Source organism: Adhaeribacter radiodurans, assembly GCF_014075995.1.
GTDB lineage: Bacteria > Bacteroidota > Bacteroidia > Cytophagales > Hymenobacteraceae > Adhaeribacter > Adhaeribacter radiodurans.
The window spans coordinates 4557592-4570510 of the sequence record NZ_CP055153.1; the positions used below are offsets into that span (position 1 = coordinate 4557592).

The 12919-nt window shown below is 40.6% G+C and carries 14 protein-coding genes; 7 read left to right on the forward strand and 7 right to left on the reverse strand.

Annotation, left to right across the window (positions count from 1 at the left end; translation table 11 throughout):
* Positions 1-22: 22 nt before the first annotated feature.
* Complete coding sequence (locus HUW48_RS18220) at positions 23-2989, reverse strand: M16 family metallopeptidase (RefSeq protein WP_394368416.1); 2967 nt, start codon at positions 2987-2989, stop codon at positions 23-25.
* Between the two features lie 314 nt (positions 2990-3303).
* Here HUW48_RS18220 and HUW48_RS18225 point away from each other — a divergent pair, with 314 nt between their 5' ends.
* From HUW48_RS18225 to HUW48_RS18240, 4 genes are all read left to right on the forward strand, one after another.
* Entirely contained in the window at positions 3304-3522 is a 219-nt protein-coding gene (locus tag HUW48_RS18225; protein ID WP_182412299.1) for a hypothetical protein, read from the forward strand.
* A 17-nt stretch (positions 3523-3539) separates the two neighbouring features.
* Positions 3540-4574, forward strand: coding sequence for an MBL fold metallo-hydrolase (locus HUW48_RS18230; protein ID WP_182412300.1), 1035 nt, complete (start codon positions 3540-3542; stop codon positions 4572-4574).
* 451 nt (positions 4575-5025) lie between these two features.
* Positions 5026-5613, forward strand: a complete 588-nt coding sequence (locus tag HUW48_RS18235) for a Crp/Fnr family transcriptional regulator (RefSeq protein ID WP_182412301.1) — start codon at positions 5026-5028, stop codon at positions 5611-5613.
* Between the two features lie 83 nt (positions 5614-5696).
* Positions 5697-6431 carry a hypothetical protein gene (locus HUW48_RS18240; RefSeq protein WP_246343540.1) on the forward strand — a complete coding sequence of 245 codons (735 nt, stop codon included), beginning with the start codon at positions 5697-5699 and terminating at the stop codon, positions 6429-6431.
* A gap of 85 nt (positions 6432-6516) precedes the next feature.
* On the opposite strand, the gene HUW48_RS18245 is transcribed toward HUW48_RS18240, so the two are convergent.
* On the reverse strand, positions 6517-6699 hold the full coding sequence (locus HUW48_RS18245; protein WP_182412302.1) for a hypothetical protein: 183 nt from the start codon (positions 6697-6699) through the stop codon (positions 6517-6519).
* A 295-nt stretch (positions 6700-6994) separates the two neighbouring features.
* Here HUW48_RS18245 and HUW48_RS18250 point away from each other — a divergent pair, with 295 nt between their 5' ends.
* Complete coding sequence (locus HUW48_RS18250; RefSeq protein ID WP_182412303.1) at positions 6995-7171, forward strand: hypothetical protein; 177 nt, start codon at positions 6995-6997, stop codon at positions 7169-7171.
* Between the two features lie 10 nt (positions 7172-7181).
* Entirely contained in the window at positions 7182-7361 is a 180-nt protein-coding gene (locus HUW48_RS18255) for a hypothetical protein (RefSeq protein ID WP_182412304.1), read from the forward strand.
* 90 nt (positions 7362-7451) lie between these two features.
* On the opposite strand, the gene HUW48_RS18260 is transcribed toward HUW48_RS18255, so the two are convergent.
* From HUW48_RS18260 to HUW48_RS18280, 5 genes are all read right to left on the reverse strand, one after another.
* Positions 7452-8063, reverse strand: a complete 612-nt coding sequence (locus HUW48_RS18260; protein WP_182412305.1) for a sterol desaturase family protein — start codon at positions 8061-8063, stop codon at positions 7452-7454.
* Between the two features lie 76 nt (positions 8064-8139).
* The gene (locus HUW48_RS18265; protein WP_182412306.1) at positions 8140-8673 is read right to left on the reverse strand and encodes a shikimate kinase; all 534 of its coding nucleotides are present in this window, start codon (positions 8671-8673) and stop codon (positions 8140-8142) included.
* Positions 8674-9092: 419 nt separating this feature from the next.
* Positions 9093-10151: an ABC transporter permease gene (locus tag HUW48_RS18270; RefSeq protein ID WP_182412307.1), complete on the reverse strand. Its 1059-nt coding sequence runs from the start codon at positions 10149-10151 to the stop codon at positions 9093-9095.
* The gene (locus tag HUW48_RS18275) at positions 10148-11245 is read right to left on the reverse strand and encodes a BT_3928 family protein (protein WP_182412308.1); all 1098 of its coding nucleotides are present in this window, start codon (positions 11243-11245) and stop codon (positions 10148-10150) included. The genes HUW48_RS18270 and HUW48_RS18275 overlap by 4 nt, the downstream gene beginning before the upstream one ends.
* A complete protein-coding gene (locus tag HUW48_RS18280; RefSeq protein ID WP_182412309.1) occupies positions 11232-11789 on the reverse strand; it encodes a DUF1599 domain-containing protein in 558 nt (185 codons plus the stop codon). Before HUW48_RS18280 ends, HUW48_RS18275 begins: the two co-directional genes overlap by 14 nt.
* 43 nt (positions 11790-11832) lie before the next feature.
* Here HUW48_RS18280 and folP point away from each other — a divergent pair, with 43 nt between their 5' ends.
* On the forward strand, positions 11833-12687 hold the full coding sequence (gene folP / locus HUW48_RS18285; protein WP_182412310.1) for a dihydropteroate synthase: 855 nt from the start codon (positions 11833-11835) through the stop codon (positions 12685-12687).
* Positions 12688-12919: the final 232 nt, after the last annotated feature.

Sequence of the window (12919 nt, forward strand, 5' to 3'; positions counted from 1 at the left end):
AAACTTAATTTTTTTAATAGAATTACGATGTCCGGATTTCCGGAACCGATTTACGGGGTTTGGCCGGAGTTTTTTTACTTTTTTTGGTAGGTGCGGGTGTAGCTGGTGTTACCGGAGCTTCGGGAGTAGCCGTTTGTTTCACCTGATTACCTTCGGTGTCCAGTTCTACTACTTCGTAGCCTAATTTTTCGAGACCGGGTTTTATTAAAGCTTTATCGCCTACCAGCATAATATTCATTTTTTCCAGTGGCAGATTTTTCTTAGCCAAAGCATTAATTTCTTCTTTGGTGATGTTCTGTAAAATTTCGTTTTGCTTTTTCACAAAGTCGGCTTCCAGGTTGTATTTAATAATATTATTCAGGAAAATGGCTTTCTGATAAGGGGTTTCGTATTTTAAAGCATCCCGCTGCCCTACCGAGCTTTTCAGGAAAGTTAATTCATCGTCTTTAATTCCTTCGTTGCGGAAAGCTTTTATTTCTTTCAGAAACTCCACTACTGCGCTATCCGATACGTTGGCACGTACACCGGCTTGGGCGGTAAATGGCCCTACCAACTCGGTACCCGAAAAAGCCGAACGAGCCCCGTAGGTATAGCCTTTTGCTTCGCGCAGATTTAAATTAATCCGGCTGTTAAAATTACCACCCAGCGTATAGTTCATTAACCCCGATTTGTAATAATCGCCGGTGGCATCAAAAGGCAAGGCCAAATAACCAATTCTAATTTCAGATTGGGCCGCTTTTTCTTTATCTACCAGGTAAATTTTGGATTTATCTACGGAAGGCATGGGAGGTAAAACCGGCATGGTAACTGTTTTAGCGGTCCATCTATCTAGAAATGCCAGCTTGGACATAACATCTTGCTGCTTAATATCCCCTACAATTACCAGGTTCGTAACCGAAGGCGAGAAATTTTCTCGGTAGAACTTCTTAATATCGTCTAGGGTAATATTGGTTACGGTAGCAGTAGTACCAATGGAAGGCACCGCTAGAATGTTGCCTTCGCCGTAAAGCAATTTATTGTACACGTTATCGGCAATAACGGTAGGCTGGGTAGCCTGATTGGCAATCGCCTCTAAACGTTGTTTCTTCAATCGCTCAAAATCCGTTACATCAAACCGCGGGCGCAGCATTCTTTCCTCGAGTAAAGCTAAAGTAGCATCTAAATTTTTTACCTGCGATTCAACCGAAACGTTAATAGCCTCCGTTCCACCCGAAATAAAAATACTACTGCCTAATTTTTCGAGCTCGCTATTGAGGTCTTCGGCCGTATATTTCTCGGTAGATTCGTTGAGCATCGCCGCCGTTAATGAGGCAATACCCGCCCGCGAAGGATCTTTAGCCGATAACTTATGCCCACCCTGCACGCTGAATAAAAGCGTAGCCATTGGAACCTCTTTGTTTTCGGTACCAATTATTTTTATCCCGTTCGGCAAGTTATCGCGGTAAAAAGGAGGCACATTTACTACCGGGTTTTTACCAGCTCCGGGCCGCTGGCTCCGGTCGAAATTATCTTTCGGTTTTACGTATTTAAGGCCCGCGTATTGGTTAGCCGGTGCTTTATAACCATCTGTAGTAGGTTTAAAATTATCGGGTTTGGCTACAGCCTGCGATTGCCCTTTGGGAACTACACTTAAAATTACGGCATGTTTGTTCTTAATATACTGGTTGTACACCCGCATTACATCGGCTTTGGTTACGGCCATGTGTACTTTGTAGTCGGTAGGCAAGTAATTAGGACTTCCGGTATAAGTTTGATAGGACGCTAATTGCGTCACCTTACCCGCTACACTCTCCAGACTGTTAATAATATTCGATTCGTATTTAGCTTTAAAGCGGGCTATAGCATCGTCAGTAACGCCGGCTTTCTCAAACTCACTTAGAGAAGCCCGCACAATTTTCTCCATGTCGGCTAAAGTCTGGCCCGGAAATGGCCGTACCTGGATGGTAAATTCGCCGGCAAGTTCAAAAGCCGGATGGGAGGCACTTGCTTGTATTGCTTTCTGTGCTTTTATTAAATTTTTATACAAAATAGAGTTTTTACCACCGCCTAAAATTTCAGCTAAACAATCCAATGGCGCTTCATCTGGGTGGCGGTTAGGTACGGTTGGAAATACCATTTGCAAAAGCGGAAAACGAACATTGTCTTCGTAAGAAACATAACGGTCTTGCGGTAAAGTAACTGCGGCTAATTTCATGTTTTTAACTTCCGGACCGCGCGGAATAGAGCCAAAATATTTCTCTACCATTTTCAGCACATCTTTGGGGTTAACGTCGCCGCCCACGGTTACGGTGGCATTATTGGGGCCATACCAGCGCAGGAAAAAGTTCTTCAGGTCGTCAACATTTACCCGGTTCAGGTCTTCGATGTAGCCAATGGTTAACCACGAATACGGGTGACCATACGGATATAAAGTACGGGCATTAGTTTCGCCTACTAAGCCATAAGGGCGGTTATCGTAATTCTGGCCCCGCTCGTTTTTAACGGTAGAGCGTTGAATTTCAAATTTTTTCTGGGTTACTACATCGAGCAAAAAGCCCATCCGGTCGGCTTCCAGCCACAAAGCCGTTTCGAGTTGGTTACTGGGAATAGTTTCGTAATAATTAGTACGATCTTTATTAGTAGAACCATTTAGGGTACCGCCGGCCTGGCTTACTAACTTAAAATGCTCCTCATCTGCTACGTGTTCAGAGCCCTGGAACATCATGTGTTCAAAAAAGTGCGCAAAGCCAGATTTACCTACTTCTTCGCGCGCGGAGCCTACGTGGTAAGTTACATCTACGTGCACAATTGGGTCGGAATGGTCTTCGTGTACTACTAAGGTAAGGCCATTGGGTAACACGTATTTTTCGAAGGGAATAACTAATTCGCTGCCTTTACGGGTAACTTTTTCTATTGGTTTAGAAGATGAACCCGTTTTTTGAGCGCTAATTGGCAAGGATAAGGCTAGCATCGCCCAACCACAAAGCACTAATTTTGCTTTCTGAAACATAAAATTTGAAAAAATAATCTTTCTGTAAGTATAAAAAATCTTTATCAAATTAATACGATACCAAAAATTAAAACCCCCCAACCTGACTAGTTTAGATTAACTGCGCTATTTTTTAATTCATGCTGAAGTAAAAACAGGTTGCGGTAAAAGAGTAGCGTTTTTAGAAAAAGTAATTAGCTGGAGTCTATAAAACAGCTCTTACCCACCTTACTTACACTTTTTTAACCGGGTTTATAGACTTAAGGCGTAAATGTTCGTAAGAAAAATTCCGGCACTGTTGCCGGTGTTTTTGTTTCATCCTTAAAACCTAACCTATGGAAAATAAAGAACAGAAATCATCTGATAATGATCAAGAAATTATTGCTGCTCCCGATCAACAAAATATAAACACCAAAAACCACGAAGAAGAAGGTGGTAATGATTATTCCCAGCACGGCCAGGGTGGCCAGGGTGCTAAATCGACGGACAGCGACCAGAACAGCACTCACGACAAAGGAAACGAAGAAAGTATTGCCGGCCGGGAAGACAGCTAATCATCTTAATTTATATTATGGAAACAACAACAGGTAAATTATCCACAAAGGATAAAAATCATTTTCCGGTAGCACCTGGCGTAACCGGAGTTAAAATTGTGTTCGTGAACCTGTTTCTGGTAAGCAATTCCGATGGTTCCTGGGTATTGGTAGATGCCGGTTTGTACGGTTCAGCCGGTAAAATTAAACATATCGCCGAAGGTTTGTATGGGAAAGGAACCCGACCTTCTGCCATCATTTTAACGCACGGCCACTTCGACCACGTGGGTGCTTTAAAGGAGTTAGCCGCCGAGTGGCAGGTTCCTATTTATGCACATCCTTTGGAAATGCCTTATTTAACGGGTTTGTCCTCGTATCCTCCCCCCGATTCTTCTGTTGGCGGAGGAGCTATGGCTTATATGGCTTGGCTGTATCCGAAAAAGCCTATTGATGTAACCGGTCAGGTACAAGCTTTACCTTCGGATGGCTCGGTACCAAGTTTACCCGGCTGGCGTTGGTTGCACACGCCTGGCCATACGGCGGGCCACGTATCCTTGTTCCGCGACAGCGACCGCACTTTAATTGTAGGCGATGCTTTTAGTACCCGAGAGCCCGAATCGGCGATTGCCGTGGTAACCGACCGTAAAGAAATTCATGGACCGCCCGCGTATTATACCAGCGATTGGGAAGCTGCCAGGAGTTCGGTAGAAAAACTGGCTGATTTACGCCCGGAAACTGTAGCTAGCGGACATGGTATGCCCATGCAAGGTGAAACCATGTTATTTGAACTCGATGAATTAGTTCATTATTTCGATCAGTTAGCAGTGCCTACTACGGGCCGTTACGTAAACGAACCTGCGGTAACCGATGAGCGGGGCGTAGTAAAATTGCCGCCCCCGGTAACTAATCCGGTGGTGCCTAAAGCTTTAGTAACGGCCGGTTTAGTAGCGTTAGCTGGCATGGCAGTTATTGCCATTAGCCGCCGCAAAAAGCCCGCCCGTTATTTAGATACCCTCGAAGAGGATCCTAGTTACCCAACCTACTCCGAAGAAACTACCAATAATTATCCGTGAAAGTAGGTAAGCGAATACGCTTTCGCAGCTAGTCAAGAATTATAAAAAAGCAGGCCATTGAGCCTGCTTTTTTAATTTTAATTAAAAACAAAAGGTAGTTTTTCGACTTTTTACCTTAACGAACAAGTCTGATTTTAACAGTATAAATAAAATTTTTAAAATATGTAACTGGTAGCAGATACAGGTGCAAGCACATAAAGAAAATAAAGCTATTTCTGATGAAAGTGTCATTCAAAAGAATTTAGTACTTTTAGTATCTTACTTTGTTTAGCTTATTACAACCAACGACAAAGGAACTGAGGCACCAGACAACAGCTTATGTACTCCCGTGGCGCCTATTACTAATCATACTGGATTACAGCAACTGTAAAAAATTTTAATGTCAGTTGTATATTTTTTGGTTGTTTAAAAATTTAAGTAGATGGTTTGGTTAATTTACTATTTCCGTTAAATGAAGCAGGAAGGCTTAATTCAATTTCTTCAGAGTAATAAGCTTATTTCAACAACTAAGGCAACCGAAATAGCTGGTAAATTCACGCAAAAAATTATTCCTAAAAATGAATTTTATTTAAAGCAGGAGCAGGTTTGCAACGAATACCTTTTCCTGGAAAAAGGCTTTATGCGGGCTTTTGCCTACGACACAAACGGCCTTGATGTAACAACTAGCTTTTATTCTAACTCACAGGTTGTTTTTGAAGTTTCTTCTTTTTTTAACCGAACTGCCTCTAAAGAAAATATCCAGGCTTTAACCGATTGCGCAGGTTGGTTTATTACCTACGAACAATTAAATCATTTATTTCACGCCTTACCCGAATTCAGGGAGTTTGGGCGCTCTATTCTGGTAAAAGGCCTTACCCAGCTTAAAACCAGAATGCTTTCAACCATTACCGAAACAGCCGAAGAACGATACGGGCACATACTTACATCAAATCCGGAAATCTTTCAATACGCCCCCTTAAAACACATTGCTTCTTACCTGGGATTAACAGATACCTCTTTAAGTCGCATTCGCAAAGAATATGTAAAAAATAAGCAATAAATGGATTTCTTGTCATTTGGCAAGAGAGAAAACCTACAACAGCATTTCCTTTGTTTTATTCTAAAACCTTAATTATTAACACTATGGGAAATCTACCTGCTTACATTAGTATTTTATTTGGATGCACTACGGCACTTACTCTTTGGTTCTTTTATCGGGCTGCTAACCAATCTAAAACAATTATTCTTGTAATAATTTTATGGCTTGGTATTCAAAGTATTCTGGGCATTTCGCAGTTTTATTTCAATACGCATTCCCTGCCACCTCGATTTATCTTTCTGGTACTACCGCCTTTGTTTTTAATTATTACTTTATTTTTAACCCAAAAAGGCCGGTATTTCTTGAAGGGTTTAAATTTAAAATGGCTTACCTTATTGCATGTAGTTAGAATACCTGTAGAGTTGGTTCTTTTTAGTTTGGCGCTACACCAGGTAGTTCCTGATTTAATGACGTTTGAAGGTCGTAACCTGGATATCCTATCCGGAATAACGGCACCAATTGTTTATTACTTTGGCTTTGTGAAGCACCACTTATCTCCTAAACTACTTTTAATTTGGAATTTTGCTTGTTTGGGGCTTTTACTAAATATTGTGGTAAATGCTATTTTATCCGTACCAACGCCTTTTCAGCAGTTTGCCTTCGACCAGCCAAATATTGCTTTGTTGTATTTCCCGTTTGTTTGGTTACCCTGCTTTATAGTTCCAGTAGTTTTAATGTCTCATTTAGCAAGTATCCGGCAACTTATAACACAGAGTAGGAACACGAATGTTATTTGCTCCAACTTTAACCAAAAATTTACTATAGAGAAATCCTTTTAAAAAAAGCCGAACCGAAATTTTATCTATCTAACTTCATTGCCAACAACTTAACTGGTTCGGCTTTCAATTACAAATGATGAATTAGCTAATCTAAATCAAAATTGGCTTGCCGTTCTTCGTCGGTTACGGTACCGCCCTTTTTCTCTTCTTCATCGGTTACATCCAAAACCTGCAGATCACCTTCATTTGATTCGGCTGTTTCGTCGAATGTAAATTCATGACCTTCGTCGTCTTTTATTGTTTTACCTTTTTTATTTTCTTCTGCCATGGAATTATTTGTTAGTAAATGAATGAGTCGTTTTACAAAAGTTTACTAAAAACCCCGATAAAAGTTGAGTTCGGTGCTATTATTTTCTGTTTTCGTACAGGTATTTAATATGGAACATTACTAATTTCTCCGGAATTAGTAATGCTCCATATTAAATACTCTAGGCAAAAAATACTCTAGGCAAAGTAGGAAACGGAAAATCAATTGGTTTTTGAAGCGTTTTTGTGACTTTAACTTTACAAAATTAATGAGGAAATAAGGGAACAATCTAAAAGGCTTTAATTTAATAATTCCCGTGGCTACAGCGTTACCATTTCCGGGAGATAAAAAAGAAGAAAAACATAATTTTAGCGTTTCCAGCGCTATTTATCCAACCTTTTTTTCTGGCTATAGTATTACTTCTATATACTGGTTTATTCTGTTATTTTTATTAGAATCGCCGGAAATCAACTTTATTTATCAAGCTTTATAACCAACTAACTATGAAAAATTTTAGATACTTTTTTCCGATATTTATTATGTTTCTGGCCCTCACTGTAACTAGTTGTGAGGTAATCGGCGACATTTTTAAAGCTGGCATGTGGACTGCCGTTATTGGGATAGTAGTAGTAGTATTGTTCATTCTCTGGATTTTACGCAAAATACGCGGACCTAGAGTGTAAAACGAATAACCCCTAAAAACAAAAAGCTCCTTTTCGGGAGCTTTTTGTTTTTAGAAAAGTTTAATCTGATTAAAACTTAATAACCTGAAATTACTTAGACTTTTCGGGTGGCATAGTTCCCAAAATCCAATCCCACAGCGGCGACGAAACGCCATAAGCTTTATCATCGTGCTTGTAATGGTGAATGCTATGGTGAACCCATAGAATTTTTAAGAAGTTTTTAGGTGGCGCGTAGGCATGCACAGCATAATGCACGAACAAATAAACCGCGTAGCCAAATAAAAAGCCAGATAAAATACCGAATACCGCCGAACCAAAAATTAGCTTAAATACAAAAAAGAAAAACGATGATATAAACAAACTAACAATGGGGGGCATGGCTAACCGCGATTTATCTTTGGGATAATCGTGGTGATTGCCATGAAAAGTGTACTGAATGTTTTTCTTAACTTCCGTATCGGTATCCATGTGAAAAACATGCCGGTGGGCCATATACTCCACAAAAGTGAAGATAAACCAACCTACCATAAAAAGTCCGAGAGCCGATAAAACCGTTATAAATCCGTGGGTTAAACCGTAATAAATAAGACCGGTAGCAATTACTATGAATATGGAAATAGGCAACGCAATATGCGTATGCGTTAGTTTTTCCAGAACCGGATTTTTAAAAAGTTGTGCCGAGCCTTTGTGATTTGGTTTCATCTCTTTAACAAACGATTAATTAAACGTACTTATAAAGTAAAAAAGATTCATTTTATAAAAAGGGTAAAGCACACCGCTATACCTTTTTTAGTCGCCAGTTATCTACCAACTGAAACAATTCGGCAACAGTAGGATTTAAACTGGCATAGGTTAAAGTTGCCTTCGAGTAAAACTGTTGACGGTTGGCTAATGTTTCGGAAAAAAACTGATGCAATTCGGCATCCGTCTTTCCGGCCAGCAAAGGCCGGACCGCAATACCTTCGGCTTTCATCCGGGATAAAATTTCAATTACCGGTACCTGCAGGTAAATACTTAACCCGTGCCGATTAATAAAATCCATGTTTCCTTCAAAACAAGGAGTGCCACCTCCGGTAGCAATTACTGCTTGGTCGTTTTCTTCGGTAGCTTGCCGCAATGCCAACGCTTCGGTTTTCCGAAACCACCACTCACCGGTTTTTTCAAATATCTTCCGGACACTTTTGCCTTCTTTCCTTTCTATGTAATGATCTAAATCGATAAAAGGCAAATGTAAGTGCGTGGCTAGTTGACGGCCTAAAGTAGTTTTACCCGACCCTGGCATACCTACCAAATAAATACGGCTTTCTGTCACAAATATTATTAAATATGGCTGTAAAAGTATTAAGAGTTTCATTAGCAAGCTAGAAAGAAGGAGATAAGTTTTACTTACTCGCCTTAACTTGTTCACTAAGTAGCATTTATATCTTGGTTATAGCTCTTAATATTACCCCTCGGCTTGCGACACCTCTCCTAAGAACAAGGGAGAAGAAGCTGTTCATTTGCATTAAACTCCGTTAATCTTACTTCTTCCTGTATTAAAAACAATTTTTCTCTATACCCCTATGCGCGCACTAACCCTAATAATCAGTTAAACTACTCACCTCTCATTAAGTTTAAAATAATTAAAATAGTAATGATATACTCTAGTAAATTCTTTTATCAAGGCACTAAGAAGGTTATACGGCCTCTTCGTCCCTGTTTTTATGGGAGGTGCCCTTTAGGGCGGAAGAGTTACAACTTTACCCGCGGATCTACTACGGCGTAAAGCAAGTCAACGAGGATATTAATTAAGATAAATAAGAAGGCTATAAGCAGAGTGGCGCCAATTACTACTGGAAAATCCAGATTTTCGACGGCGTGCAAAGTAACGGAACCCAGGCCTTTCCAGTTAAAAATATATTCGATAAAAAAGGCTCCGGCCATTAGCGAAGCTAACCAACCTGAAACTGCCGTAATTACCGGATTTAACGCATTTTTTAAAGCATGCCGCCAGACAACCTGGTAGTAAGACAAGCCTTTGGCCCGGGCAGTACGAATAAAGTCCTGGGTTAGAACATCAATCATCGAAGCCCGGGTAAGCTGCATAATTACGGCTAATGGTCGAATACCCAAAGCTAAGGCGGGTAATATTAAATTTTGCCAAACTAAATGCCGGCCTGTAAAAGCATTGGTTTCGTAAAGCTGCCCGGTAAGACTCAGGCTAGTAAAATTACTCCAGTAAAAGCCAAACGTAAGGGCAATTATAATAGCGGCCACAAACGAAGGCACCGAAATTCCTAACACTGAAGTTGTAATTAAGAAATGGTCGAGGAAGCTATGCGGTTTAAGAGCGGCTGCAATGCCTAAAAATACGCCGAAGAGAGTAGCTACTACCATAGCGGCACCCGCTAACCAAATTGTACCTACTAAATGCTCCAGTAAAATTTCGGTAACGGGTCGGTTACTTTGAAATGACCGCCGTAAGTAAGGTTGTTTTAAAACGAATGCTTTATTAGTAATAAAAAAAAGCCGCTGATATTTATATTTCTGTTGATTATCGGGTGTATCCGGATGCACCGAAACCGGTGAGATGTCGTTGAGATAGTATAACAATTGCGCGGGTAAAGGTTTATCTAACCCTAAATCGGCCGTAATGGCCGCTCGGGTAGCAATATCATTCCGCTGGCCAGCTAGCATGGCTACCGGATCGCCGGGCAAAACGTTGAACAAAAAAAAGACGGCTATTACTACTCCCACCATAATCAGCAGGCCATGTACTAATCTTTGCCCGACGAAGCGCAGCCAATTCATAGCTTTTGGTCTACCGTTTGAATATCTGGGGTGTCGTTATAATGCCATTTACCGGCTACTTGTCCGTTTTTCAATAACATAATACCCGGGTTCGCACGCATCATGGTTTTAAGAACAGTAGCATCGCCGTAATAGTAAGGCGCGCTTATATTAGTCTCGTGCCGGAATACATCAAAATCCTGGCTGCTGCTCGCCGTAAGTATTATTGGTTTAATATTCTTATTCGACTTTTCGGCTGCCGCAATCAATTTATTAATTTCTGCAAAACTCTTAGTATTGGCTTTAGTTACATCCTGCACCAGAATCAGTAATTTATTACCGTTAAAAATTTCCTGGGTAAAATCGCCTTGATCGTTCCAAACGTTAAAATCGGTAATCTTAGGACCATCTTCCGGATTTATAGCTATCATCTGTTTAAACTTCCAGGTCGAGTCTGTAGGATAATCGGCAAATTCTTTTTCCTCCCCGTTTTTCGCCATAATGTATTTGTAACGCAACGGCGAAGAAGGTTTCATTAAAGCCGGAATATTATTACCTACTTTGTACGCCCGGAAATCAATAAACGGCTCGTGGTTATAAGCGTAGATTCCAATGCCAAACGAAAAAATAGCCGTAAGAGCTACTAATGCACCTGCTACTCTGGCCGTTTTGGTTTCGGGCAGATAGCGACGGGTGGCCAGCAATATTATAATTAAAATTAACAATACTATATCTTTCGAGAACGACTGCCAGGGAGTTAGTTTAATAGCATCGCCGAAACAACCGCAATCGGTTACCTTGTTAAAATAAGCCGAGTAAAAAGTAAGAAACGTAAAGAAGATTATTAATACCAGTAAGCCTCTTAAAATCGGGCGCAAACGCCAGCGCAGCAGCAAAGCCACACCTAAAATTATCTCCAGCGCACTTAAAAAAATAGAGAAATAAAGCGCATAAGGTTTAAAAAATAAAAAAAATGAAGCAAAATCGGCCGCAAATACGTCAAAGTATTCTTCCAATTTAATGGCTGTGCCAACGGGATCGTTTATTTTAATTAAACCCGAAAAAATAAACAGGCCGCCTACAAAAAGCCAACTTAGTTTGCTAATTAATTTCATGGCTGCCAAAATTTAATTTTATAAGTGCAAATACGGCATAGTTAATCATGTCGCGGTAATTGGCTTCTACCCCTTCCGAGATCAAGGTTTGTCCCTGATTATCTTCTATTTGCTTTGTGCGGTAAAGCTTCATTAAAATAATATCGGTTATAGACGAAACTCGCATATCGCGCCAGGCCTCGCCGTAATCGTGGTTTTTTGCCAATAATAACTGAATATTCTTTTCGATGTGCGCCTCGTACCAGGCGGCTACTTTAGCAGAAGGAATTTCCAGTTCTGTTTCGCCTACCAAATCCATTTGCATGAGCGCAATCACGCAATAATTAATAATTCCCACAAATTCCGAGGTAATATCCTCGGGTACTTTCTGTACGCCTTTTTCCTGGATAGATCGGACGCGCTGGGCTTTGATAAATATTTGATCGGTGATGGAAGGCAAGCGCAAAATGCGCCAGGCAGTACCGTAATCAATAGTTTTTTTAATAAAAATTTCCTGACAGGCCTGAATAACCCGTTTATATTCGGACAGCGTTTGATTAATCAACTTTTTCGGCTTATTTTAGAGAATCGTAAACAGATATCCCGGTTTGAAGGCGAAAGATACGTTTTTTTACAAAAAGAGTACGCTTAACTGCCACGGAAAAATCCTTTCTTTGGCTTCCCCTATAGTAATGGGGATATTAAATGTAACGCCCGATTCTTTTTACGAGGGCAGTCGGCACACTACCACCGATGAGGTAGTAGCACAAGCCGAAAAAATGTTGGCAGAGGGAGCCGATATATTGGATATTGGAGGTTATTCGTCGCGGCCCGGCGCCACCGATATTTCGGTAGATGAAGAAAAGGCGCGGGTGATACCCGCCATTGAAGCCATCCGGAGGGCCTTTCCGGGTACTTTTATTTCAATTGATACCTTTCGTTCCGAGATAGCCCAAGCCGCCGTACAAGCCGGAGCTTCTATTATTAATGACATCTCCGGAGGCAGTCTGGATGATAAAATGTTTGCCACTGCTGCTACATTAAAAGTACCGTATATTTTAATGCACATGCGGGGTACGCCCCAAACCATGAAGCAGTTAACCAGTTACGATAATTTAATAGTAGAGCTGGTAACGTATTTTGAACACAAAGTAGCTCAACTACGCGCCGCCGGAGTAGTAGATATTATTATAGATCCAGGCTTTGGCTTCGCCAAAACCGTAGAGCAAAACTTTACGTTACTGCGAAACTTAAACGAATTTAGCTTGTTTGAATTACCGATTTTGGTTGGTTTATCGCGCAAATCGATGACTTACAAAACCCTGGGCATTGAAGCTTCGGAGGCTCTGCCGGGCACCATTGCTTTAAATACGGTTGCTTTGTTACAAGGTGCCAGCATTCTACGGGTACACGACGTAAAAGAGGCCGTACAAACCATAAAATTGGTAAGCAGGTTGATCTAAGTTACAGGTTGCAGGTTTCATGTTATTAAATGATTCATAGCATGATTACGGCATCTCGGTTGATAGCAACTTGTATTGGTTTTATTACTAGTTAAAATTTAAAAAAGAAGTGGCAACATAATTCGGAAATAAATATTAAAAATAGACGTTACCTAATTTTTTAACTAAAACCTAAACAGAATAAATAATTTAAGATAAACTTATAACCTGCAACTTGCAACCTCTAACCTGT